Annotated in this window: 22 protein-coding genes and 1 tRNA gene; 15 read left to right on the plus strand and 8 right to left on the minus strand. The window is 38.8% G+C overall.

Features of this window, described 5'->3' with window-relative positions:
• Position 1 precedes the first annotated feature (1 nt).
• From miaA to I6F66_RS12535, 7 genes are all read left to right on the plus strand, one after another.
• Positions 2-919 (plus strand): tRNA (adenosine(37)-N6)-dimethylallyltransferase MiaA, encoded by a 918-nt coding sequence (gene miaA / locus I6F66_RS12505; protein WP_007586400.1) that lies wholly within the window; start codon positions 2-4, stop codon positions 917-919.
• A 78-nt stretch (positions 920-997) separates the two neighbouring features.
• A complete protein-coding gene (gene hfq / locus I6F66_RS12510; protein WP_007586402.1) occupies positions 998-1,261 on the plus strand; it encodes an RNA chaperone Hfq in 264 nt (87 codons plus the stop codon).
• 15 nt (positions 1,262-1,276) lie between these two features.
• Positions 1,277-2,566, plus strand: a complete 1,290-nt coding sequence (hflX, locus tag I6F66_RS12515) for a ribosome rescue GTPase HflX (protein ID WP_007586404.1) — start codon at positions 1,277-1,279, stop codon at positions 2,564-2,566.
• A 100-nt stretch (positions 2,567-2,666) separates the two neighbouring features.
• The gene (gene hflK / locus I6F66_RS12520) at positions 2,667-3,836 is read left to right on the plus strand and encodes an FtsH protease activity modulator HflK (RefSeq protein ID WP_010554352.1); all 1,170 of its coding nucleotides are present in this window, start codon (positions 2,667-2,669) and stop codon (positions 3,834-3,836) included.
• Positions 3,837-3,841: 5 nt separating this feature from the next.
• On the plus strand, positions 3,842-4,720 hold the full coding sequence (gene hflC, locus I6F66_RS12525; protein WP_010554353.1) for a protease modulator HflC: 879 nt from the start codon (positions 3,842-3,844) through the stop codon (positions 4,718-4,720).
• 214 nt (positions 4,721-4,934) lie between these two features.
• The gene (locus I6F66_RS12530; protein WP_010554354.1) at positions 4,935-6,248 is read left to right on the plus strand and encodes an adenylosuccinate synthase; all 1,314 of its coding nucleotides are present in this window, start codon (positions 4,935-4,937) and stop codon (positions 6,246-6,248) included.
• Positions 6,249-6,359: 111 nt separating this feature from the next.
• Positions 6,360-6,998 (plus strand): tetratricopeptide repeat protein, encoded by a 639-nt coding sequence (locus I6F66_RS12535; protein ID WP_197209331.1) that lies wholly within the window; start codon positions 6,360-6,362, stop codon positions 6,996-6,998.
• 70 nt (positions 6,999-7,068) lie between these two features.
• Here I6F66_RS12535 and I6F66_RS12540 read toward each other — a convergent pair whose 3' ends face one another.
• Positions 7,069-8,916, minus strand: coding sequence for a sodium:proton antiporter (locus I6F66_RS12540; RefSeq protein WP_007586413.1), 1,848 nt, complete (start codon positions 8,914-8,916; stop codon positions 7,069-7,071).
• An 869-nt stretch (positions 8,917-9,785) separates the two neighbouring features.
• On the opposite strand from I6F66_RS12540, the gene proB reads away from it, so the two are divergent.
• Both proB and I6F66_RS12550 read left to right on the plus strand, forming a co-directional pair.
• Positions 9,786-10,892 carry a glutamate 5-kinase gene (proB, locus tag I6F66_RS12545; RefSeq protein ID WP_010554355.1) on the plus strand — a complete coding sequence of 369 codons (1,107 nt, stop codon included), beginning with the start codon at positions 9,786-9,788 and terminating at the stop codon, positions 10,890-10,892.
• Positions 10,889-12,136, plus strand: a complete 1,248-nt coding sequence (locus I6F66_RS12550) for a glutamate-5-semialdehyde dehydrogenase (RefSeq protein ID WP_007586417.1) — start codon at positions 10,889-10,891, stop codon at positions 12,134-12,136. The genes proB and I6F66_RS12550 overlap by 4 nt, the downstream gene beginning before the upstream one ends.
• A gap of 76 nt (positions 12,137-12,212) precedes the next feature.
• Here the strand turns inward: I6F66_RS12550 and I6F66_RS12555 are convergent, their stop codons facing one another.
• The 4 genes from I6F66_RS12555 to I6F66_RS12570 all read right to left on the minus strand — a co-directional run bounded on the left by I6F66_RS12555 (position 12,213) and on the right by I6F66_RS12570 (position 19,215).
• The gene (locus I6F66_RS12555) at positions 12,213-14,420 is read right to left on the minus strand and encodes an EAL domain-containing protein (protein ID WP_197140995.1); all 2,208 of its coding nucleotides are present in this window, start codon (positions 14,418-14,420) and stop codon (positions 12,213-12,215) included.
• Positions 14,421-14,479: 59 nt separating this feature from the next.
• A complete protein-coding gene (locus I6F66_RS12560; protein WP_197209332.1) occupies positions 14,480-17,698 on the minus strand; it encodes an ATP-binding protein in 3,219 nt (1,072 codons plus the stop codon).
• Complete coding sequence (locus I6F66_RS12565) at positions 17,698-18,960, minus strand: PotD/PotF family extracellular solute-binding protein (protein WP_197119717.1); 1,263 nt, start codon at positions 18,958-18,960, stop codon at positions 17,698-17,700. Before I6F66_RS12565 ends, I6F66_RS12560 begins: the two co-directional genes overlap by 1 nt.
• 179 nt (positions 18,961-19,139) lie before the next feature.
• Positions 19,140-19,215, minus strand: a tRNA-Ala gene (locus I6F66_RS12570).
• Positions 19,216-19,381: 166 nt separating this feature from the next.
• Between I6F66_RS12570 and I6F66_RS12575 the strand changes: the two genes are divergently transcribed.
• On the plus strand, positions 19,382-19,777 hold the full coding sequence (locus I6F66_RS12575; protein WP_010554359.1) for a hypothetical protein: 396 nt from the start codon (positions 19,382-19,384) through the stop codon (positions 19,775-19,777).
• Between the two features lies 1 nt (position 19,778).
• Entirely contained in the window at positions 19,779-20,279 is a 501-nt protein-coding gene (locus I6F66_RS12580) for a prolyl-tRNA synthetase associated domain-containing protein (protein ID WP_197140976.1), read from the plus strand.
• On the opposite strand, the gene I6F66_RS12585 is transcribed toward I6F66_RS12580, so the two are convergent.
• Complete coding sequence (locus I6F66_RS12585; protein WP_197209333.1) at positions 20,246-21,394, minus strand: MFS transporter; 1,149 nt, start codon at positions 21,392-21,394, stop codon at positions 20,246-20,248. The genes I6F66_RS12580 and I6F66_RS12585 overlap by 34 nt on opposite strands.
• Before the next feature lie 198 nt (positions 21,395-21,592).
• On the opposite strand from I6F66_RS12585, the gene I6F66_RS12590 reads away from it, so the two are divergent.
• From I6F66_RS12590 to I6F66_RS12605, 4 genes are all read left to right on the plus strand, one after another.
• Positions 21,593-22,132: a DUF2058 domain-containing protein gene (locus I6F66_RS12590; RefSeq protein WP_002957867.1), complete on the plus strand. Its 540-nt coding sequence runs from the start codon at positions 21,593-21,595 to the stop codon at positions 22,130-22,132.
• 183 nt (positions 22,133-22,315) lie between these two features.
• A complete protein-coding gene (locus I6F66_RS12595) occupies positions 22,316-22,639 on the plus strand; it encodes a c-type cytochrome (RefSeq protein ID WP_002957866.1) in 324 nt (107 codons plus the stop codon).
• Between the two features lie 165 nt (positions 22,640-22,804).
• Positions 22,805-23,572, plus strand: coding sequence for a class II aldolase/adducin family protein (locus tag I6F66_RS12600; protein WP_197140972.1), 768 nt, complete (start codon positions 22,805-22,807; stop codon positions 23,570-23,572).
• A gap of 26 nt (positions 23,573-23,598) precedes the next feature.
• A complete protein-coding gene (locus tag I6F66_RS12605; RefSeq protein WP_007375956.1) occupies positions 23,599-24,774 on the plus strand; it encodes a mandelate racemase/muconate lactonizing enzyme family protein in 1,176 nt (391 codons plus the stop codon).
• A 95-nt stretch (positions 24,775-24,869) separates the two neighbouring features.
• Here the strand turns inward: I6F66_RS12605 and I6F66_RS12610 are convergent, their stop codons facing one another.
• Together I6F66_RS12610 and I6F66_RS12615 are read right to left on the minus strand one after the other, a co-directional pair.
• Positions 24,870-25,241 carry a hypothetical protein gene (locus I6F66_RS12610; RefSeq protein ID WP_197140970.1) on the minus strand — a complete coding sequence of 124 codons (372 nt, stop codon included), beginning with the start codon at positions 25,239-25,241 and terminating at the stop codon, positions 24,870-24,872.
• A gap of 49 nt (positions 25,242-25,290) precedes the next feature.
• The gene (locus I6F66_RS12615) at positions 25,291-26,130 is read right to left on the minus strand and encodes an amidohydrolase (RefSeq protein ID WP_197140968.1); all 840 of its coding nucleotides are present in this window, start codon (positions 26,128-26,130) and stop codon (positions 25,291-25,293) included.
• Positions 26,131-26,136 lie beyond the last annotated feature (6 nt).

Raw genomic sequence — 26,136 nt, forward strand, 5'->3', positions numbered from 1 at the left:
GTTGAGTAATTTACCAGTCATATTTTTAATGGGTCCAACTGCTGCTGGTAAAACAGCATTGGCAATCTCACTGTGCGAGCATTTAAATACAGAAATAATCAGCGTTGATTCAGCGTTAGTGTATAAAGATATGAACATTGGTACTGCAAAACCCGATGCAGAAGAACTTGCTAAAGCTCCGCATCATCTGATCGACTTACTTGACCCGAGTGAAACATATTCAGTTGCTGATTTTAGGCGCGATGCAGTACAAAAAATTGACGAATTTCATAGACAAGGTAAAGTGCCTGTATTGGTTGGAGGTACAATGTTGTACTTTAAATCTTTAATTGATGGTTTATCGCCTTTGCCTGAAGCAGATACAGTAATAAGATCAGAGCTAGAAGCACAAGCTAAAGAATTTGGCTGGCCTCATTTATATAAAGAATTAGTTAAAGTTGACCCAAAAGCAGCCGAAAAAATAAGTGAGAATGACTCACAAAGAATTAATCGAGCTTTAGAGGTTTACAGGTTAACTGGTAAGACCATGACTGAGTTGCAAAAGCAAAAACAGCCGGCTTTACCTTATACTTTTCATCAATTTGCGATTGCACCGCAAGAACGTAGCGAATTACATCGCCGAATTGAAGAAAGGTTTAAAATAATGATTGATCAGGGGTTTGAAAATGAAGTTTCGACCCTATATCTACGTAAGGATTTACACCCCAATATGCCTTCTATTCGTTGTGTTGGTTATAGACAAATGTGGGATTACCTTGCGGGTGAAACAAGCCATGATGAAATGGTTTTTCGTGGCATCGCAGCAACACGTCAATTGGCAAAACGTCAGTTAACGTGGCTTCGTAGCTGGCCTGATGTTACTTGGTTAACAACGGGTGACGAAGAAAACTTGCATCGTGTAGTAAGTTCGCTAAGCTAGTAGTAGTTGAATATTGTTTTTTATCAAATAAGTTCAGCCACTTAATTATAATAACACCTAGAACGAAGGAACAATAACATGGCAAAAGGCCAATCGTTACAAGACCCATTTTTGAATGCACTACGACGTGAGCGCATTCCAGTATCAATCTTTTTGGTAAATGGCATAAAATTACAAGGCAAAATTCAGTCATTTGACCAATTTGTTATTTTACTAGAGAACACCGTAAATCAAATGGTTTATAAGCATGCAATTTCAACAGTTGTCCCTGCTCGCGCAGTTAACTTCCAAGCAGTTCAAGGGAGTGAAGACACTGAAGAACCAGAAGCTGGTAACTTTTAATTAGGAGCATAATGTTTGTTTGACCGCTATGAATCCGGCGAACAGGCAATTTTAGTTCATATCGACTTACCTAAAGAAGGGGATCGTGAAGATCTTCATGAATTAGAAATGTTGGTATCTTCTGCTGGTGTTAGTAGTTTGGCGGTTGTGCAAGGCAGCCGTCAAGCACCACATCCGAAACTATTCGTCGGTACCGGTAAAGCAGAAGAAATAGCTGAGATTGTCAAAATCCACAATGCAGATGTCGTAATTTTCAATCATCAACTCAGGCCGTCACAAGAGCGTAATTTAGAGCGTGTTTGTCAGTGTCGTGTGCTTGATAGAACGACGCTAATTCTTGATATTTTTGCCCAACGTGCACGTACCCATGAGGGTAAGCTGCAGGTTGAATTGGCACAACTTCGCCATATGTCGACTCGATTAATTCGGGGCTGGACCCATCTTGAACGCCAAAAAGGCGGGATTGGTTTACGTGGACCTGGTGAAACCCAACTTGAAACAGATAGACGATTACTTCGTGCCCGAATTCAAAATATCCGTGCGCGTTTAGCTAAAGTAGCAGTGCAACGCGAACAAGGTAGGCGAGCTCGTACTCGTAACGAAATACCTACGGTATCGTTAGTTGGCTATACCAATGCGGGTAAATCTACATTATTTAATCGAATTACGAATTCAGATGTATACGCGGCCGATCAGTTGTTTGCAACGCTTGACCCGACTCTACGTAAGCTTGAATTAGGTGATGTTGGTCCTGTTATCTTGGCTGATACAGTGGGCTTTATTCGTCATTTACCGCACGACTTAGTTGCTGCTTTTAAAGCAACGCTAACTGAAACTCGTGAAGCTGATTTACAGTTACATGTAATTGACGCAGCAGACTCTCGTCTTCAAGAAAATATTGAACAAGTACAATCGGTGCTTAAAGAAATTGAAGCCGATGAAGTACCACAGCTATTAATTTATAATAAAATTGATGCGCTGGATAACGTAAGCCCACGTATTGATCGAGATGACGAAGGCCAACCTATAAGAGTATGGCTTAGCGCTCAGACTGGTGAAGGGTGTGAATTACTTAGTGAGGCTATTAGTGAACTGCTTGCTAAGAAGATGTTTAACGAAACATTATTTCTTACGCCATTGTATGGTCGCCTAAGGGCTGCATTGTTTAGTTTAAATGCAGTACATGAAGAGCGATTTGATGAGCAAGGTAATTGGCTGTTAGATGTTAGAATGCCAATGGTTGAGTGGAATCGTTTAATTAAAGAATTTGGTCCTGAAATTGCTGGTTTTATCAACCGTAATTAAAAATTGACGTTTTAATGTCGGTTTTTGTATGAGAAACGCGGTAGATTTGTTAGATTTAACACAATTTCCTAATTTATTTAGATAACAATGGAGTATAGCTATGGCCTGGAATGAACCGGGTAATAATGGCAATGACAAAGATCCGTGGAATAATAAAGGCGGACGTGATCAAGGCCCACCTGATTTAGACGAGGTGTTCCGCAAGTTTAGTAACAAGTTCGGTGGCTTATTTGGCGGGAAAAAATCCGGCAATGGTAGCGGCGGTGGACTTGGCGGAGCCGGTATTTCATTCATACTTATTATCGCCGTTATTGTATGGGCGTTAAGTGGTATTTATACGGTTAAAGAAGCCGAGCGTGGTGTGGTTCTTCAATTTGGTAAATATGACCGAATTGCTGATCCTGGTCTGCGTTGGAAAATGACGTTTATTGAAACGGTAATCCCAGTAGATATTGAAGCAGTTCGTTCATTATCGGCTTCTGGTTTTATGCTTACTGAAGACGAAAACGTAGTGAGCGTTGAGTTTCAGGTGCAATACCGTGTTATTGACCCATACCTTTATGAATTTAGCGTAACTAACGCTGATAGTAGCTTAGAAGAAGCACTAGATAGTGCACTACGTTACGTTGTGGGCCATGCAAAAATGGACCAAGTATTAACTAATGGCCGTGAGGTTGTTCGTCAAAATACATGGGATGAGCTTAATAAGATTATCGAACCATATAACTTAGGTTTAATTGTTACTGACGTGAACTTTAAAGACTCTCGTCCGCCAACTGAAGTTAAAGATGCATTTGATGATGCGATTGCTGCACAAGAAGATGAAGAACGTTTCATTCGTGAAGCAGAAGCATATGCTCGTGAAATTGAACCGCGTGCTCGTGGTCAAGTAACGCGTATGACTCAAGAAGCGGAAGGTTACCAAGAGCGTATTACATTAGAAGCACAAGGTGAAGTAGCTCGTTTTGAAAAGCTACTACCTGAATATCAAGCAGCTAAAGAAGTTACTCGTGAGCGCTTATACATTGATGCAATGGAAGAAGTGTTAGGGAGTAGTTCTAAAATATTGGTTGATGTTAAAGGCGGTAATAACATGCTTTATTTACCACTTGATAAGATCATGGATAAGCAAGGGACAGCAACACGTGTTGCACTTCCAAGCTCTAGTGATATTCAAGATTTACGCAATAAAGTAAATACGTCGCGCAATAGCTCTGTTAATAGTGGCAATGACCGCTTTAACAACGACCGCTTCAATGATGGGAGATAATCATAATGAAAAACTTTAGTTTAGTAATACTATTAGCTGCCATTGTTATGTCTTTCTCATCGGTATTTGTTGTACCTGAAGGGCAAAAAGCAATTGTAATGTTATTTAGTAAAGTACAAAAAGACAGTGACGATCAAGCGATTGTATATGGCCCAGGCCTACAATTTAAGGTGCCATTTTTTAGCCAAGTACGTCGTATTGATGCACGTATTCAAACGCTAGATGGTGCGCCGGATCGCTTTGTTACTAGTGAGAAAAAAGACTTAATTGTTGATTCGTTTGTAAAATGGCGTGTTAATGACTTTAGCGCTTTTTACTTACGTGCCCGTGGCGATAAGCAATATGCTGAAACGCTACTTAAACAAAAAGTAAATAATGGTCTTCGTACAAACTTTGGTACACGTACAATTCGTGAAATTGTATCAGGTGAGCGTAGCGAGTTGATGGAAGAAGCGTTAGTACAAGCTTCTGAAAGTGCACGTGAGCTAGGTATTGAAGTACTAGACGTACGTGTTAAGCAAATCAACCTACCACAAGAAGTGAGTAGCTCTATTTACCAACGTATGCGCGCTGAGCGTACTGCTGTTGCAAAAGAGCATCGTTCTGAAGGTCAGGAAAAAGCCGAGACTATTCGTGCGGGTGTTGACCGTCGTGTAACAGTAATGCTTGCCGATGCAGAGCGTAATGCGCGTTCTGTACGTGGTCAAGGCGATGCTGATGCCGCAGGCATCTATGCAAGCGCGTATAACAAAGACCCTGAGTTCTTTAGTTTTGTGCGTTCGCTTGAGGCTTACAAAAAGACTTTTAAAAATAAGCAAGACGTTATGGTGCTTTCACCAGATAGCGACTTCTTCCAATATATGAAAGGCGCTAAAGCTCAATAGGCTTTACGTTAATTATTTAAAAGTTAAAAAGCCTCGCATTTGCGGGGCTTTTTGTTAAACACAGTCTAGTGCTTTAAATCACTGTTATTTATGTGGTTATTAGCTAATATTTGGATATAACAAATGCGCGCAGAAAAAATAAGCTGAACAGGGGTGATCTTTACTTTAGTTTTCTGGTAAAATCTCGTCCTAATTTTCTCTAAGTGAATTTACGATGGGTAAAAACGTTGTTGTATTAGGCACCCAATGGGGTGACGAAGGAAAGGGTAAGGTAGTTGATCTCCTTACAGACAAAGCATCTTTAGTAGTTCGTTATCAAGGTGGCCACAATGCGGGTCATACTTTAGTTATCGAAGGTGAAAAGACGGTTCTACACCTTATTCCATCGGGTGTATTACGTGACAATGTTAAATGTGTGATTGGTAATGGTGTAGTTTTATCACCAGAAGCGCTAATGAGAGAAATTGGCATGCTTGAAGAACGCGGCGTACCAGTACGTGAGCGTCTTTTAATAAGTGAAGCATGTCCGCTAATCTTGCCTTTCCATGTTGCATTAGATGTAGCCCGCGAAACTGCTCGTGGCGATAAGCCAATTGGTACAACTGGCCGTGGTATCGGTCCTGCGTACGAAGATAAAGTGGCTCGCCGTGGTTTACGCGTAGGCGATTTATTTAATCCTGAATTATTTGCAGCTAAATTAAAAGAAGTTCTTGAATACCATAACTTCACTTTAGTTAACTACTACAAAGTAGACGCTGTAGATTTCCAAAAAACGTTTGATGATGCAATGGCTGTTGCTGATATCTTAAAAGCAATGGTTGTAGATGTAACTGAGCTTTTAGATCAAACGCGTTTAGCAGGCGAAAACATTTTATTTGAAGGTGCACAAGGTACGTTACTTGATATCGATCACGGTACTTACCCTTATGTAACATCTTCAAATACTACAGCTGGTGGCGTTGCTACTGGTGCAGGTTTTGGTCCATTAAACCTTGATTACGTTTTAGGTATTATTAAAGCGTACACTACACGTGTTGGTTCAGGTCCTTTCCCTACAGAGCTTTACGACGGTCTTGAGAAACAAGATCCAGTTGGTAAGCACTTAGGTGATAAAGGCCATGAGTTTGGCGCTACAACAGGTCGACTTCGTCGTACTGGTTGGTTAGATGCAGTGGCTATGCGCCGTGCGGTTCAAATCAACAGTATTTCAGGTTTTTGTTTAACTAAGCTTGATGTTTTAGACGGCTTAGAAACGCTTAAAATCTGTATTGGTTACAAGCTTGAAGATGGCACAGTTACTAACGTAACACCATTAGCAGCTGAAGGTTACGATAAAGTAACGCCAGTATACGAAGAAATGCCAGGTTGGTCAGAAAACACTGTTGGTGTAACGAGTCTTGACGGTTTACCAAAAGCTGCGATTGACTACATCAAGCGTATTGAAGAAATTACGGGTGTTCCAATTGATATTATTTCTACAGGTCCAGACCGCGTAGAAACTATGGTACTTCGCAACCCGTTTGCGTAATTACCATTAGATTAAAAAAAGCTGCCTAGTGCAGCTTTTTTTGTATCTAAAATTCACCTTGGAACGATCTTTGTATATATTTTAATAAGTTTATTTTTATAAGTGGTGAGCATGCGTTTATTTTACCGTAATTGCGTATTAAGGCTTTCATTAATTCCGCTGTCTTTATTTATAGCAACCAACAGCTTAGCTACAGAAAGCCCTGCTGCTGTACCGCTGTATACAGAATCTGAGCTAATTGCGTTAATAAATAAAAATACGCATTTAGCGCGGGTGAAGGCAGATGATTGCCAGTTAGTGCAAGATATAGAAGCACGAGCCAATAAAATGGCATTGCCGTCTTATCAATTTTTATACGGCGATATGCTGGCTTATAACGTGTGCGTGGATCGTAATGTAGAGTTAGGTGTGTATTACATGCGAAAAGCGGCTGAACAAGGCTTAGAGGCAGCGCTAGAGCAGTTAGGGCGTTACTACGACACCGGGCGTTTAGTTCAGCAAGATAAAGCAATGGCAATTACGTATTTGCGTGAAGCGTCGTCGCAAGGCAATTTAAAAGCACAACTACGTTTGGTTAAATTATTTAATGATGGCTATGGCAGCCCGCGTGATTTTGAAGATGCATACCGTTGGCTATTTAATTCTATGGTCGCAGATAAAGCGACTCATAAAAAAATTGAGCGAGCGCTGACTAAGTTAGCGCAAAAAATGCCAGATAGTGTGGTTGCGCGAGCTCGCCTTCCTATTTAATGGCTCTTAAAAAACAAAACCCTAACTTTTTAAGTTAGGGTTTTTCAGTTTTTACAGGTAATAAAAGTGTTTAACTTTCTTCTTTAGCCTTTGTTTGCGGGTCTTTTAAGACCGACATTTTAGGCGGCTGTAATGCAACAACACGCTCGCCTTCTTGCGGCGGTTTTTCCATGTTGATTGTAAACGGTCTTAGCTTAATTGGCGTATCGTCGTCGCTGTCTTTATCACCTTTAAGAATAAACAAAGGGATAGCCTCAGGGTTCATTTCTAGGTATTGCTCCCAGCTAAACTCATCCGAGATACGTGTTGAACTAACCTTACCGCCTTTAGCTATGATACTGCTCAAACGTGCGTATGAGCCTTCGTCGCCAAACAATATTTGTCTAGATAAAAACGTTGCACTGTCTTTATTTGCTTTAGCATGCGACGTTGATGAGCGAAGCGAAAATACATTTTTTTCATTAAGTAAATGCGAAAAGTATTGAACGCCTAGCGCATTATGATGACGGTTTGGCGATAGCGCTAAGACACTGCGAATAGTTGTTAGAGGTAAGTAGCGTTCAGCATGCTCTGATTGCGGGTTACCATAATAACAAGCTAAGCCATCCATACGTGCCATTCTGCAGTTTTCCCATGCAGGATCTGAAAGGTGAACCGGAATATTCTGCTCTTGTAAGCCACGTCCAATTGCACGCGATACATGGTTTGCACCAATAATTAATATTGTGTTTGGCGATGGTTGGCGTACACCTAATAGCTTGGCAACAGGGATGGCTGTTAAGCTTTGCAGCACAACCGTAATGATGATCACCGTAAATATAAGTGGCACCATCTTTTCAGCATCAGCAACGCCAGCTTCCATCATACTTAGTGCAAATACCGACCCAACGGCTGCGGCAACTATACCGCGTGGAGCAATCCAGGCAAGTACCAAGCGAGACTTCATTGGTAAGTCAGTACCAAAGGTCGAAATAGCAATACACAGTGGGCGTGCAACAAAAAGCACAATAGCTAAAAATATAAATACATCGCTGTCGAGCATCATCAAATCAGAAAGCTGTAAACGTGCTGCAAGTAAAATAAACAGCGTTGATATTAATATCATCGACAAGTCTTCTTTAAACTCAAGTACAGAATCTATTTCTAAATCGTCTTGGTTCGCAAGCCAAATACCAAATACAGTTACTGCTAATAAGCCTGATTCATGGCTTAAATAGTTTGATACAGAAAAACTAATAAGGACTAGTGCTAAAATTCCAAACTTATGTAATTCAAATGGCAGCCACTCGCGACGCATTAATAGGGTTGTTAGCCAACCTGCAGCAACACCAATACTTAAACCAACACCCAGGGTTTTAACTAAAGCAATAATAGTATGACTAAATACTTCGCCTTGGCCTACAAGCATTACAGCTTCAAATACCAATACAGCAAATAATGCGCCAATTGGGTCTATTACAATACCTTCCCAGCGAAGTATGCGGTCTATGTCTTGTGTTGGACGCATTGAGTTTAATAGCGGTGCTATAACGGTAGGGCCAGTAACAACGAGTACTGCGCCTAGTACCGCAGCAACACGCCAATTGAGCTCAAGCAACCAGTAGGCGCTTAAGCTAATAATAATGCAGGTAGTAAGCATACCGATTGAGCAGAGATTCCTTACAACTTTTCCTATCCCTTTTAATTCTCTGAAATGCAGAGTTAAGGAACCTTCAAATAAAATGATGGCAACGCTTAGTGATACTACTGGAAACAGTAAATCACCTAAAAGTGCATCAGGGTCTAAAACACCACTAAATGGTCCAAGTAAAAGACCAGTAAGCAATAAAAAAAGAATAGCGGGTACTCTAAAAGCCCACGCGACCCATTGGGCAAGCACAGAGCAAAGTGCGATACCGGCTATGTAAATTGCTGACATAGATTAAGAATTCCTTATTTATGACGATATGTTTAGAAAGTATAACTTTTGTTAATTATTAATACAGGGGTATACACCGGAAACTGAAATATTACTAATCAATTTTAGCTGCTTATAAAAGATTAGTAGGCTTAAATTATTTAGCGAGAACTTAGCCACCTTATTTTAAAGTGTATTAATTGTTTAATTTATTGAATTTTAATAACAATATAAAGGGTATGAGTGTTTCGTATTAACTTAGTTCGAATTTTAACCTTGATTTTAAAGGGGTATTTGGTGTATTATACTTCGTGTTCTAATAATTAGTCATCTAACGAAGTTTATTGAAGATAAAACAGGCTTGTTAATCCTAACGTCATTTTTAATCTTTATAATCATGTTTAGTGATGTTTCTAGTATTAGAGCATTACAAAATATCATTTGCCGAATTCTTGGTATGGTTTTGCCAAACAAGTTTATTTAATTATTTAAGTAAATAAAGGTTTGAGTTGAACTATTACTTTCAATATTTAGCCCCCCATCGTGGCGGTTAAATCTCGGTCCTTTGGTCTTCACCCTATCTGTTGGTGTATCAGACTTTAGAGGCTCTATGTATGTTGTTAATAAAAAAGCCACACACAGCTTTTTACAGCGATGCATAAACAACACTTTTAAATTTTTTGATTAGTGCTGCTCAATATTATTGGGTTGTTGCTACTTTTACTTAACCTCAAATCTAAGCTTCTTGTTTTAGATATGGTTTTTGCGTGTGTGTAAAAAAGTGTTGCCTAAATGAAAAGAAAAATTCGAAGCTATGTTTTAAACCTAGCTACTTAGTTTTAGCTCGTCTAATTAAGATGAGCGCAGATAAAATGGAAAGTTGAGCATTTATGCAAAAGTTAAATTGGCGACGTATCGTACTTAAAGTAGGTAGTGCATTAATTGCACCAGATCAAGATGGCTGCCGTTCGCGTTACATATTAACCATCGCACAGTTCATTGTTCGTTGTCGTGCCCGTGGAATCGAGGTGATTTTAGTATCATCGGGTTCTGTAGCGGCTGGAGCGCATTTATTCCCATCAGACAAACCTCGCTCTGTGGTGATGAAAAAAGCAATGGCAGCAGCAGGCCAAACAGAAATGATCGCCATGTGGGACCGCTTTTTTGACTTTCCATCTGCGCAACTATTATTAACGCACGGCGATTTACGTGACCGCGAGCGTTACCAAAGTATTCGCGAAACAGTGTTTACTTTGCTTGAGCATGGTGTTTTTCCTATCATTAATGAAAATGATGCTGTAACTACCGACGACTTAAGAGTGGGTGATAACGACAACTTATCAGCAATGGTCGCAGCAGCAGCCGATGCCGATGCTTTATTAATATTCTCAGACGTTGATGGGTTATATGATAAAAACCCTAACTTACATGATGATGCGGTGTTACTGCCTGAAATAAAATCAATTGATGAATCTATTTATGCTATGGCAGGATGTGCTACAAGTGCTGTTGGTACTGGTGGCATGAAAACCAAAATAGAAGCGGCAGAAAAAGCAACGTCACATGGTATCGCGACTTATATTATAAACGGCTTTAAAGAAGAAACATTTACGAAACTGCTAGCTGGGGAAAATCCTGGTAGCGTATTTTTACCGTACGAAAAGCCGATGCAAGATTCTGTACATTGGATGACACATACAGCAAATGAGCAAGGTGAAGTTGTTGTTGATGGATCATTTGATGAATCCCTTGAAGGTGAAAGTGGATGTATTCGCGGTGATGAAATCATGGAAGTCCATGGTGAATTTGCTGTTGGTGATACCATTTTAGTACGTAGTGAAGACGGTACGCGTTTAGCTAAAGCGACCGCAAATTATAGTAGCTGTTTGTTAAACTTTATTGCAGACAACGAACAGAGTGAATTCAGCGAAAAAATGCAGGATTCAATTGGACCAGTTATATCTGAAAAACATATCGCATTATTGGAGAAGTCATGAGTTTAATTACGGACATTTCACGCCAGACAGCTAAAGCTGCCCATACACTTGCTTTACTCGATACCGAGACTAAAAATCAAGTACTAGTTGAAATGGCAGCGGCATTAAGAGAGCAAAAAGCATTTATAATCAAAGAAAACGAAAGTGACCTAAGCGCAGCACGCGACAATAACTTAGCAGCCTCAATGATCGACCGCTTAACGCTAAACGATGAGCGTATTGAAGCAATGGCAGAAGGTATTGAAGTAATCGTAAGCCTGGACGATCCTGTTGGTCAGCTACGTGATATTACAGAGCGTCCAAATGGCATTAAAATTCGTAAAATGCGCGTACCTCTTGGCGTTGTATGTATGATTTACGAAGCACGCCCAAATGTAACAGCAGACGCTGGCGCATTATGTTTTAAATCAGGTAATGGCGTAATTTTACGTGGCGGTAAAGAAGCACTTAAAAGTTCGCAAGCTATCGCAAGTGTAATGCACAGCGTACTTGAAAAGCATAACTTACCAGTATCACTTATTTCAGTGATTCCAGATCCAGATCGTGCACTATTAATGGAATTAATGCAGCAACGTGAAAGCATTGACTTAATAATTCCACGTGGCGGTGAAGGCTTAATTAACTTTGTTACTGAAAACAGTACGATCCCAGTAATTCAGCATTACAAAGGCGTTTGTCATCTATATGTAGATAAAGATGCAGACCTAGAAATTGCGCTTAACTTACTACTTAACGGTAAAACGCAGCGTACCGGTGTTTGTAATGCACTTGAGGGCTTAGTAGTTCATCAAGATGTTGCAGATGAGTTTTTAAATCTGTGCGCAGTTGTATTACGCCAAGAAGGTGTAAAAATAAATGCTGACAGCTTTGCAGCTAAATACTTTGATAATGCAACTGTGTTAGCCGATAACGAATTTGGTGAAGAATATCTAGACCTAGAAATCGCTATTCGCGTTGTACCAAACTTTACGGCAGCGGTTGAACACATTGCACAGTTTGGTTCAAACCACACTGAAGTAATTTGTACTAAAAACGCAGCCGCTGCAGAGCTATTCCAGCGTAGTGTTGATGCTTCTGTAGTTATGGTTAATACATCATCTCGCTTTTCTGATGGCTCACAGCTGGGTCTAGGCGCAGAGATTGGTATAGCAACTTCTAAGCTTCATGCATACGGCCCTATGGGACTTGAGTCACTGACTACTGAGAAGTACTTAGTGAATGGTGAAGGCCAAGTTCGCGAGTAACCGCTAAAGCTTAATTTCATTAAAAAGCCGAGTATGGAAATACTCGGCTTTTTTGTTTTTTCAGACTACTCTGTAATTAATTTAGTTTTTCAAGCCAGTCGCTTGCAGGTTCAGGCCTGTGTAAATAATAGCCTTGAAGAATAACTTCTGGATATTCTTGCAATAAATCAAAGTGGGACTGGTTCTCTACACCTTCAGCAACTATCTCGAGTTCAAATAAACGGCCTAAGCTTACAATCATATCAATAATTAGCTTATCGTTATTATCAGTCGGTGCTTCCAATACAAAAGAACGGTCAATTTTTAGTTCTTGTATGGGTAATTGTTTAAGATAAGTTAAACTCGAATATCCAGTACCAAAGTCATCAATTGATACCCTAATACCTAGCTTCTTGAGAAAGTGAACAGCCTCAATAGCCGCTTCCATGTGATTAAGCAATGTACCTTCAATTATCTCAATAGTGAGTTGCTGAGGATTAATGCTATGTTGCTTTATTTGTTGGCTAATAAAGCTTAAAAAGCGCGCTTCATGAAAGTGCCTGCCACTTACATTAATTGATAGGTTTAACTCAGGGTGAGTTTTACTAAGTTGCGTTAATATTTCAAGTGCATTTGAAGTTACCCAGCAATCTAAGTCATAAATTATATCTGACTCTTCGGCTATAGATATAAACTCACCAGGGCTAATGAAGCCTTTTTGAGGATGCTCCCATCTTAATAAAACCTCAGCCCCTTTAAGGGTTTGGCTTCGGTCAAATTGGGATTGTAAATATAGGGATAACTCATTATTTGAGATTGCTTTACGTAAATCTTGCTCTATTTCAAAACGGCGTTTTGCTTGCTCGCCAAACGAAGTATCAAAAAAGGTAACTCTATTGCCGCCTTTTTCTTTTGCTTTGTAACAAGCTGCCTCACAGTTACGGATTGTTTCTATAGCGCTTTCCCACTGATCTTCTCGAGGAAAAATATACGTGCCAATACTTACTGTTAAGCTAACGTCTTGTTCATCAACGACAAAGGGGTGGTTTACACTTATGATCAGTTCTTGGGCTTTATTTTCAGCCATAGCTTGGGCTCTGATCCTGCCAACGCCTTTTTCAACTGTACACAGTACTGCAAATTCATCACTGCCTAAGCGAGCAATAACATCTTTTTTATTCACCTTAGAATGAATTCGTTTAGTTAATTCTTTTAAAATGTTATCGCCAGCGAGTAGGCCTAATCCATCATTTATTGAGTGGAAGCTGTCTATGTCAATAATATAAATATAGGCATAACTATTTTCGGTACTACAAACCTGAAGTTGCTGCTCTAACTGCTTTAAAAAACCATTTCGGTTGGGCAAACCTGTAAGTTCATCATGCCATGTGAGGTAGTGAATTCTTTCTTGCGTTATCTTAACGCTAGAAATATCACTAAATACACCAATATAGTGCACGTTGGTATCTTGCTCGCCTCTTACCATACTAAGAGTTAATAACTCAGGATAAAGCTCGCCATTTTTTCGTCTGGTTACTAGCTCTCCACTCCAATATCCTGCTTGGTTTGCATGATGCCATACTTGATCAAAGCTAATACTAGGGTGGTTATTTTGTTTAATATCGTGCAACTGCATTTGTAGTGAGTCAGATTCAGAGTAACCTGTAATCCGGCAAAATGAAGGATTTACGGCAATGATTTTTCCGTTACTATCGGTAATAACAACACCATCGGCAGTTCCCGTTAGGGCTTGATAAAATAACTTTTGTTTTGAGGAGAGTTCTTTTAATTCTTCTTCTCGCTGGCTTAGCTCTTGTATTAGTGATTCTATTTCAAGTAGTTTGTCGTGCAGGTCAAAGTTTTTTTCTATAAGCCTATCTAGCATGCCTTGAGCGGTAATATGAGTGCGAATGCGTGCTCTAACGAGCGCTAGCTTGTAAGGTTTGTGTATGTAGTCAATTGCGCCCATAGCAAAGCCTTTTTCTTCAGACTCTTCCTCGGTAAGCGCAGTTACAAATATGACGGGGATGCCTTTGGTATTTTGTTTCGCTTTGAGTATATTACATACTTCGTAGCCGTCCATGCCGGGCATCATTATGTCTAATAAAATCAAGTCAGGCCTAGTTGACTCAATAAAGATCAAAGCCTGCTCACCACTAGTAGAAATACGTACATCGTAGTCAGTTAAAAGTCCTTCTACTAATACGTGTAAATTACTAGGTTCGTCATCAACAATAAGAATTAAAGGTTTATGCTTTTGTTCTGTGGTTAATCCATTACTGTTTGCGAGGTAATTTGAATGCACTATCTGTCCTTCTCTGCGTTCTTTACAATATTAAATCTAGTTCAGGTTAGTGGTTATGCCTAATTTTTATTATCGTTTCTATACTTATCAATAAGCTCAATTACTAACGCGTAGTTAAAATGATCAATTGCTTCTTTGAGCTTAAATAGAGAGTGGCCTCTCTCATATTGATTCATTTCTAGCTGTCTAATCAAACTGCTAGGTACGGGGCGAGCCGTTAATGCTAATGAGTATATATTATCAATAACCGAGTCTTCGTTTTCTAGTTCATGTTGCTGTATATGTTCTTTTTTAAAGCTGTAAGCTATCAAAAATTGTTTTACAGCAAAAAGTGTAAGTATTAATTGCTCATTAAAATGAGATAAATTAATACTTTTCTTATCTATTAAGCTTTTCTCAACACTTTGCGCACTTTGTTGCAGTAGCTCAAAGCCTAATGTGCCGGCCAAGCCTTTGAGTGTATGTACTAGTCGAATTAAGCTTTCTAACTCTCCATTTTTGATTAATATATCAGCTTTAATCGAAAAGTCATTGTAATCGTTGACAAACTGAGTAAATAATTTAGCTAACAATTCGTCATTGTTTTCTAGGTTTTCTTTTGCTAAAGGCAGGTTTATAGTGCTCAGAGATTCGCTACTTTGCAGATGCTTTTCTATACTTTCGTAAAGCGCATCAAAAATAATCGGTTTTACTAAAAAGTCATCCATACCCGCTCTAAACGCTGCTTTTTTATCATTAGGATCTGCGGCTGCCGTAATGGCAATTATGGGGGTTTTGTAGCCTCGCTCTCTTAATATGCTTGTTGCTTCAAGCCCATCCATAACTGGCATTTGAACATCCATAAAAATAATATCGATGTCATTTATCTCTACTTTATCTAATGCATCATGTCCATTATCAGCAATGATCACGGTCATATCTAATCTTGCTAAAAGGGCGGAGGCTATTTCTTGGTTAATTCTATTATCATCAACAACTAATGCATTAAAACCCGAGAATTTAGGGCGAGGCTTTAATTGCTTTTCTTTAAAATTATTTGGTGAAAGCTTTCTTAAAATTTCAACTTCACTATTTTTATTACCAATAATTATAATGTCTATATTTTCATTTTTTGCAATTGGCTCAGGAGACTCTTCATCGGTAATTAATAAAATCAGTGTCAATTTTTCATTAACGTTTTTATTTTGAGCGTACAGTTGTTGTAAAATAAAGTTATCGTTGAGCTCTTTTTTTTCTATCGACATTATTACAATACTAAATGGGCTACTAGGCTGAGACATTTTTGCAATGGCCCTTAATGGTTCTTGTGTTGTTTCTGTCGTTATATTTATATCACTTAGTAAGTCCATTAATTTTTTAATTTGGTCATTATCAGGGCTAATTAATAAGGCGTGTTTTTTAAGCTTTTGTTGTTCAGATAAAGTAAAGGGTAGAGTAAAGAAAAACTCGCTACCTTGATTAATAGTGCTCCTTACTTGTATATCTCCGCCTAGCAATTTAGTTAATTGTTTGCTTATAGTGAGTCCTAAACCAGTCCCACCATACTTTCTTGTTGTGCTTGAATCACCTTGCGAGAAAGACTGGAATATAATTTTTGATTGCTCTTCAGTCATCCCAATACCCGTGTCTTTTATACTAAAGCGAAGGTTTATTGTTTTTTCATGTTGAGATGTCGCTTCTATAATTAATGATATTTCACCATGCTCAGTAAACTTAATTGCGTTACCTACACAGTTATTTATTATTTGACTTAAGTGCATTGGGTCGCCAATAAGTTCAAGCCCTGCATCAACGTGTAAAGTAAAGTTTAATAACAAGCCTTTTTGCTTAGCATTTGTTGAGAATAAATTTTGAACGTTAGAAACTATAGTATGTAAGGTAAAAGGGATTTGCTCTAACTGAACTTTTTCCGATTCTAGTTTAGAAAAATCCAGAATATTATTTAAAATCTGCAATAAATTTTGAGCACTTGAAAAAGCTTTATCTGCGTAGTGTTTTTGCCTTGAGGGAAGCTCACTGCTTTGTAAGAGTTGCAACATACCTAATATGCCATTCATTGGGGTGCGAAGTTCATGACTCATATTGGCTACAAAATCTATTTTTGTTTTATTGGCTTTATCAGTTTGCTCCATAGCACTCGTCAGGTCGGCATTCATTGCTTCCATTTGGGAATTTAATACGCGGGTTTCGTTGAGTAGCTCTTTGGTTTGCTTATTTTTTAAATATAAAGCATTAGCTGCTTTTATTACCGACGCTATTTCAGTTTGATTTTGGCTGTTATTTGAAATAGTTACTGGCTTTTCGCTATTCATATCTTTAAGTAATAAAGTGAGCTGAGTAATTGGTTTTATAACCGATCTAAAAATAAAATAGCTTAAAAATAAAATGATTAACATAATTAAAACGGCAAATATATTTGCCTGTTCCGTATTTTTTGTTAAGTGGCTACTTAGTAGCTCTTCTGTTTTGATTAGTTTATTTTTTTCTATGTTTTTAATTTCATTAGTTAAATACAGCAATTCGTTTTCTATGCCTGTAAGCACTACATTTACAGAAAAAGTGTAGCTACGGGTGAGTAATACAAGTTGGTTATAAGCTTGTTTTAAGCTTGTTGTTTTATTGGAGAGGGATTCATTTATTACAGAGGTGCTCGTTAGTTTTTTATGTAAGTGATTTAAGTTTTGTTTTACATTTTGTGCTTCATCAAAATTAGGTTTATAGAGATAGCTTATAATTGCGTGTTTTAAATTACTTATTGTGAGTAAAACATCGTTAAAAATAACTTTATTATCATTGTTTGAAGACCCTTCTAAATCACTAATTGTTACCTGTAGGTCATCAATAGGCTGTTTGAACTGAGTAGTGTAAAGGTGTTCGCGTTTTTGTCTGTTTACGACAACTTGGCCAAATGTATCTTGGTAATTATTTAGATACTCGCCAAGGCGTATTAGTGAGTTTTGATACTCAGGGGTCTGGTTTTGAATGTTTGTTTTTAGCTGCTCGAGATTTAGATTTGCCTTATTTAAATAAAAATTAAATTTGGTAATCGTATTTTCATTTGCATTGTCAATAAATGAAACTGCATGCCCTTGCAGGGAAATAATATCGTTTTCTAAGTGATTCACAGCTTCACTTTGAATAAGCGCGTTATGCTGCGACTTTTGCAAGTTAAGTAAGGACGTTTGCGAATAGTTAAACAAATAGCTTTGTAAAAGAAGTAATCCAATCAGCGAACACAAAGCTAATATTATTTTTGATTTAATTGAATTTATTATCATTATCGGCTAATCAACTCATACCATTTTTGTAGACTGTAGTCATAGGTTGGCATAACAGTATTCCATACTGCTACATTGCTAAAGCGTTTATAGTAACTACCACCATTACGTTGCGCACCAGCTTTAATAGCTACGTCGCCATTTGTATTTAATAAGTCTATGTTTGTTGCTTTTCCACCGTACCAGTAATCCCATTCGGCCGGCGATAAGAGTAGTTTAGAGCGTTGTGGGTTACTAATGTAATAACCTTGGCGAGCAATAAATGCACCAGGCCAGCCTGAAAGCCACCAATTCATATAATCGTAAGCTGCATCTTTTACGCTACTTTGTGTTTGTGACGATAAACACATAACACCATGCCAGCCTCGGTAGCCTTCTTTTGGCGCGGCAAAACGAATATTAATATTTTGGCTGTTTAACGCAGAGACGGCAGGCGAAAACATACTTTCTATATGGGCTCGCTTACTTTTCATAAATTCAATCGACTCAGGAACCGAGTTCCAATAGCCACTAAAGTGACCTTGGCGTTTAAAGTCGAGTAATATACTAAACAATCTATCAAGTTCTGGGCGAGTCATCGCACCTATATTTTTAAATTTTATAAGCCCTTTACTTTGCGCTGCTAGGGCTAGGTCAAATAGTCCAATGGTAGGCGCATTTACGATAGCTACTTTACCTCTGTTCTCGTCATCAAGCAGCCAACTCCAGCTTTCGGTTTCGTATGCTATACCGGGCTTAATAAAATCGGTGTTGTAACCAAAAGAGTCAACATTATGCACATAAGGTAAAAAGCTAATATGATCGCTTTCTTGTGAGCTTAATGTGCCATCGGGTTGAACATTTAATAATTTATAGGGAGCATCACCTGCACCAATACTTGCAGTTTCGGTTAGTTTTCCCGTTTTAGTAAGTGGATTTATCTCGTTAAAGTAGGTGAGTCGTTTTTTTTCTATTGGCTGTATAGAACCTGCATCCCAAAGCACATTAATGCTGTTTGACCATTGTTCGTATAAATCAAAGGAGCTAGGGTCCATTGATGCCTTTTGCAAAACAGCAGCGCTGCCTGCGGGAGTAAATTCTATATTAATACCCAAGTCACTCATCGCTTGTTTGCGGATAGCCTCTTGGAGTGTTACATGCGTACCAAGTACTCTTAATGTGACTTTTTTTCGGGCAAAAACATAAGGCGCATGTGTTATTGCACCAGCTGTTAAACCTATTGCAGCTAGCTTTTTTAGCGTTGAACGCTTAGGTATGTCCATGTTAAGCCTAAAGTACTAATGTGTGACATTATGTATAGCTAAGAACTTGTAAAGACACAAGTTGAATGGATAAATTTAAAATTATATAAAATGAAAAACTAGAATAGTAGGGTGTCAAAAAATAATAAAAACAATGGAAAAATAGAAGAGTAGAGCGAATTTGAAAAGGAGTAGGAAAGTGGTGGAGCTAAGCAGGATCGAACTGCTGACCTCCTGCGTGCAAGGCAGGCGCTCTCCCAGCTGAGCTATAGCCCCACATTCCTAAATTACATATAATGTAACTGCTTGACTGCTGAGTTCCAAGCGGGACGAACTTTAAGTTTTTTTATAAATTTGGTCAAGTATTTTTTCGTAAATTTTCACTGTTTACGTCAATTTTTGTTAGACTCGGCTTAATTCAAAACTAAAACGATAAAAAACAATGAAAAAATGTGTTCTAGCGCTTATGGTTTTACTCGCTGGCTGTGCCTCAAATGATGAGCCGCCTTTTGAAATAAATAATAAACAGTTTCACGAAAAGCAAGATGAGCAAGGCAATAAGCTTTTTGCTTATGTTGTTTCGGTAAAAGCTAAGCATCGTGAAAACTTTAACCTAGACCGTGGTCCTAACAATAGACCAAGCCGTGGTGAGGTTAAGCAGTATATAGAGAAAGAGCATTTTGAAGAGTCGAGCATTCTGAAGTTGCAGCTAGAAGATCAAGCAGTTGAATTATTGAACCAAGAGCTAAAAGAGCGTGAGTATTGCGATAACAAACATGAAGTTAATGATGTTTTATGGCGAGATTTGAGCGTACAGCTAAGAGGACGTTGCTTGTAATATGTTGGCTGATAAAACTAAGTTAGCAGAGCTTTTAGTGGACCTAAATATTACTTACGATGCAATAGAACATCCGCCACTACATACTAGCTTAGCGGCTGATGAGTTTATGATTGAGCGCCCAGGTACTCGTCTTAAAAACCTATTTTTACGCGATAACGAAGGCAAGCGACACTTTTTAGTTATTACAGCGCACAATAAGCAACTCGATTTAAAGGCACTATCAAAGCAACAAGGGCTTTCGCGTTTAGGGTTTGCATCGAGTGAACGCTTAGCAACGTATTTAAAAGTGGCTCATGGGTGTGTATCTATGTTGGCTCTTTTAAATGATAAGCAAAACGAAGTGAGCTTATGGGTCGATCAAGATATTTGGGGTGGTAATTTGTTTCATTGTCATCCGTTTGAAAACACCCAAACATGGTTGCTTAGTAAAGCTGATTTAGAAACATTTTTTAATCACACAAAGCATCAACCGCGCGTTGTATTTTTACCCTCAAAATAAGCCCACATAATTAACGATAAACCGCATAAGCAAACCGCGAGCAGCGTAAACATAAACGCTGTTTGCCCATGATGTTGGTATACCACACCGGGTAATAACGACCCCAATGCCCCACCACTGTAATAAAACGATACATATCCGCCATTGGTTACGCTTGGCGGGGCTTTACTTATTTTATTAACGAGCGGTGCGGCAGTTGAGTGAATCACAAACATAGCGCCACAAAACAAAGTAAATGCGATTAAAAATAAGCTAAGCTGGTGGCTCATTAATAAAATAATACTCACACTATAAAAACTAAATACCGCAGTTAATAAATGCCAAGGCGAAGGGACTTTTTTAAGTAACCAAGGTGCAGCAATCGAGGCGAGGGCACCAACTAAATAACCACTGTAAACTAAACCTATGTCACGAGTATTGGTAATTAAAAACGTGTTTTGTAATATAAACGGTAAGTAATTAAGTAGTGCAGCAAAGCAAAAAAACATACAAAAAACGGCACCGTACACTTTAAGGATAGCCCCTTCTTTAAGCTGTTTAATGTAGTCCAGTGGTGAAAGCTGAGACTTTGTTGCTGGGTTCGAAAATTGAGAATGTTTGATTGTTAAAGCTAAAAAAATAAGTATAAAAGCAATTACGTAATAAAAGCTTTGCCAATTCCATAAGTCGCTAAACAAAGCTGCGAGCACACGACCAAAGTAACCACCAACTATACTGCTACCAATATATAGGGTCATGTTTTTTTGAAGTGTATCAGCGCTATAACTCATACCTATATAGCTAGTCATTGCTGTTAAAGCTGCGGGGAGCGTTAGACCTTGTAAAAATCTGACTAATAATAAAAGCTCAAAGCTAGGTACATAAATAAAAAGTAAGCAGCTAAGGCCTAAAAGCACCATTGCAATACGTAATATAAGTAATGGATTTATTTTTGCTAAAAATAAACCATAAACGAGCGGGGCAATGGCTAAGGGCAGCATAGTTGCAGTCATTAAGCTGCCAGCTACCGCAGGTGCTACATTAAATTCGCTCGCAAAAAGGCTAAGTAGGGGTTGCGGTGCATAAAGCACAAAAAATATAAATACCGAGCAAACGAGTAGATGAGGTAAACGCATTATATGGCTTGTGCATTTGCTGATTGGTTGCGTGGCATTGTATTAAAAATTGTTTTTAATTCATAATTAAAACCATAGTCATTGCGCTATATCATGGTTTGTTTTAACTAGTTTGCTAGATTAATGTCGATAGCGCTGTTATTTGAACTCGTTGGTGATTAAAATAGCGATAATATTAGTTTTTAGTGGAACAAAGCCATGGGTTCATTACAAGACCAATTGCTTCAAGCAGGATTAACAACATCGCATAATGCTAAAGTTGCTAAATCAGAAAAGCGTAAGCAACAAAAAAAGCAAAAGAAAGGGGCTACTAGCAACCCAAGTGATCTGCAAAAGCATATTCAACAAACCAAGCTAGAGCAGCAAAAAAAAGCTGAAGAGCTTAACCAAACACGCCAAGTAAGCTTAAAGCAGCGCGAGCAAGAAGCGCGTGTTAAACAAATTTTAGAGCACCACAACCAAGACGCTATTCGTGGTGAGCGCACATTTAATTTTACTTATCAAAATAAAGTAAAAAATATCGACGTAAACGAGAAAACGCAAAAAGCGTTATCGGGCGGTCGTTTAGCTATTTGTGTACTAGAAGGGCAATTTTACGTATTAGACGACGAACCAGCACGCAAAGTGGCTGAAGTTGACGAAAAGTATATTGTTTTTCATGTAGAGCCAGAAAACAAACCAAAAGATGAAGATGACCCGTACGCAGACTTTGAAGTACCAGATGATATAGTGTGGTAATAGTCCATTAAGGGTAAGCTCATTTTTATTTGCTAAAGTATATAAAAGTGAGACAGAAACGAGTTAGCGGTTTTTGGTTAAGTTGATCGTCTAGCGTCGTTTCGTACGTATGCTTTTTATTTGATTGTTTACTACAATCAATAGAACAGTTTTTCTAACCGTCAAAAAAGAAGAGTAAATACAATGAGCAAGATGAAAACACTACTATTAGGCGCGGGCATTACTTTAGCCGCAAGCTTCTCGTTTAATGCAGCTGCTGCCGATGGCGCTGCACTCTATACCGCTAAAAATTGTCAAACTTGTCATGGCGCTGAAGGTAAAGCACCAATTATGGGTATGTACCCTAAACTAAACGGTCAAAACAAAGATTATTTAGTAGCGCAAATGAAAGATATTAAGTCAGGTGCACGTAATAACGGTATGACCATGGCTATGAAAGCAATGGTTGCAACGGTAACTGATGAAGAGTTTGAAGCAATTGCAGATTACCTAGCTAACGTAAAATAATTTACGCAGTTATACCATTTTAATACAATTGGTATTTTAGTTTTACAAACAGCCACACAATAGTGTGGCTGTTTTGTTTGGTGTTTGCTATAAAATAGAGACTGCTTTAGACTTCTAAACATCTGTTCGTACAGGTTAATAATGTACGTTTTTAAAAGGCTTATTATGTTTGATTTACCCCAACTCGATTTAAAAAATAAAGTATCGGCACAAGAGTGGCAACTGCGTATTGATTTAGCTGCGTGTTACAGACTGGTAGAGCACTTTCGTTGGGGGGATTTGATCTATACGCATTTATCAGCACGTTTGCCTGGCACCGATCATTACTTAGTGAATGCCTTTGGTTTAACCTTTGATGAAGTAACTGCGTCTAATTTAGTAAAGGTCGACTTAGACGGTAACATTATTGACGATACGCCATTTAGTATTAATCCTGCTGGTTTTACTATTCACAGTGCGATTCATGAGGTACGCGAAGACGCTCATTGTGTTATTCACCTTCATACCAAAGAAACAATCGCAGTCGCTACACAAAAAAATGGTTTATTACCGCTTAGCCAATATTCAATGTTTTCACTGCCATCACTTTCTTATCATGGCTACGAAGGGCTTGCAGTAAACGACGACGAGCGAAAAGTGCTGCAAGATGATTTGGGCAGTACTAACCATATGTTATTGGTAAACCACGGTGGCTTAACGGTAGGCCCAACGGTAGGCGATGCGTTTATGCGCTTTTATGATTTACAGCGAGCGTGTGAAATTCAATTAGCGCTACAATCAAGCTTGCAAGAGGTGATTGAAGTACCGCAACCTATAATCGACAATATTTATAATCAAGCAAACGTAGTACACAGCGGCAGCACTGGCGGGCAACTTGCGTGGCCTGCGATGTTACGTAAAGCGTATCGACTTGACCCTAGTTTTGCAAAATAACCCATAGCGGTTAATAAGGAATTTTAATGAAAGTAAATCGCGTTGAAGTATTTGATATTCACTGTCCTGATAGACCTTCTTGGACGCCTGTGTTTGTACGTATTCATACTGATGAAGGCATTAGTGGTGTTGGCGAAGCAGGCCTTGCTTACGATTTAGGCCATAGTGCTGCTGCTGCAATGATTAAAGAAATGGCCGATGCCTTTTTAATTGGTCACGACCCATTTCAAACAGAAAAATTATGGTCACGTATGCTACGTGAGAGCTTTTGGGGCTTAGGCGGCGGACCTGTTGTATACGCAGCCATGAGTGCTATAGATACCGCGCTTTGGGATATTAAAGGTAAAGCGCTTGGTTTACCTGTATATCAATTGTTAGGCGGTAAAGTTAACGACAAACTACGCACTTACGCTTCGCAATTACAGTTCGACTGGGATAGCGAATTTAAAGCGCTCGTACAGCCGCAAGAATATGCAGAAGCGGCTTTAAAGGCGATGGCCGAAGGTTACGATGCAGTAAAAGTAGATCCAATTCAGTACGATAAAGACGGCAATACTTATTACGACCGTACAAAAATAATCTCACGTACTGAAATGAAGCTATACCGTGCGCGTATGCAAGCTATTCGCGAAGCAGTAGGCGACGAAGTAGACATTATTTTCGAATGCCACAGTTTACCGGGTGTTACAACCGCCATTCAGTTGGGTGAAATTGCAGAAGAATTTGACTGTATGTACTTTGAAGAGCCAGTTAACTATTTAAACCATTCATTACATGCAAAAGTAGCAGATAAAGTTAATGTGCCAATTGCTGGTGGTGAACGTTTGTATAATCGCTGGGGTGTGCGCCCGTACTTAGAAGATCAAAGTATTGATGTTCTACAACCTGATATTGGTTTATGTGGTGGTTTTACCGAAACCAAAAAAGTGTGTGATTACGCTGATATTTTTGATGTGCGTATTCAAGCTCACGTATGTGGCGGGCCTGTTGCAACGGCAGCATCACTGCACTTAGAAACGGCTATCCCTAACTTTTTGATTCATGAGCACCACACTTATGCGATTAAAAAGTGGAACCGCGAGTTATGTTTACAAGACCCACAACCTAAAAATGGTTTCTTTGAAGTGTCAGAAGAGCCTGGGTTAGGTATTGAATTAAACGATGAGATTGTTATGCGTTCTCAACGCGTAGAAATAAAATAATAGCCTTTTAACCTAACTTTAGGTTATGCATTAAAAAGCCGGTAAGTGAATAGTCACTTACCGGCTTTTACTTTTTCGGCGGGAGGTAAAGCTTGTTATAACTCGTTGATTTTACATTCCACGTCTTTAAGTTCAATAGTTGCTTTGCTATCGAGATGGCGTATATAGCATTGCTTGCCTTTAATCATCAATTCAAACTGATCGGGTGTATTGCGACTTTGCGTGTCGATAATATTATTACCATCTACATTGCTAAGGGTTACTGTGCTGCTGGTAGTAAATACATCATCAGCTAATTGAGTCTCTTGCATATGTACAAGTGTTTTAATTGCTTTGCTAACCGTTGTTTTATTTGGCTTTGCCAGTAGAGCATGTTGCAGCTTAGGTGTCGGGTCTGGATTTTGAGATATGCAGCCATTGAGAAGAAGCGCTGAAAATACAACGATTAGTAAAAAGTACATTTTCATAAATTGGCCGTATTATCATAAAAAGAGAGTTTAATATAACTAGTTTTACTTACACTTGGTAGTAGTGCTTAGCGTTTGTATAGCTAAGGTCATGCCATGTCTTATCGTTTGAGCATAACGCCTTATGGCAGTGCCATAGAGTGTTATAGCTTGTATTTATTTGGCACACAGGGAAGTTACTAGCAAACATAATGCGCTGCTGTCCAAAGTGATTAAAAAGAAAATTAAAACACGCTGCTTGTTGCTCGCTGGTGAGCTGTAGTAATTCAAAACCAGAAAATTTAATTGCTATGTTGTCATGCTGAGCAAGTAACTCAACACCTTGTCGCCAATCATTTAAATTACTCGGCAACCCTGCATGATTAATTATAATTTGAAGTTGCGGTAGCTGCTTAGCGTAGTAAGCTATTTGTTTGGTTATTTCGCTATTTTCAATATCAAACTGAGCTTCAAAATGCAGTCGGGTATCTGATAACGTTGTTAGGTTTTTAAAGCTATTAGCATCTAATAAACGCTTTGCGTCAGTACCTTCGGTTATATCTCTAATGCCACACAAACTCAGATGGGCTAAAGCTTCTAACGAGTTTATAAACTCATCAGCCGATGAGTCAATTTGGTTGTAGCTAATGGCTTTAAATGGAATACCTTTTAAATGCGAGTCTAGCCAGTTTAGCTCGTTAATAGGGGAGGTGTTATCGAATCCGGCTTCTATATGAACAAGCCCTACTAGCTCAAAGTCAGTACTTTTAACAAGTTGCTGTGCACTTACTGGTTGTTTAATTTTTTCTAGGTTAGGCCACGCTGGTGGGTTAGCACCTTGTAGCCATGAGTATTGACCTTCTACTAAATTAAAAAAGTGTACGTGTGGGTCAATAATTTTTAGGCTCATTGCAGA

The sequence above is a fragment of the Pseudoalteromonas sp. NZS100_1 genome (assembly GCF_015864285.1).
Classification (GTDB): domain Bacteria; phylum Pseudomonadota; class Gammaproteobacteria; order Enterobacterales; family Alteromonadaceae; genus Pseudoalteromonas; species Pseudoalteromonas arctica.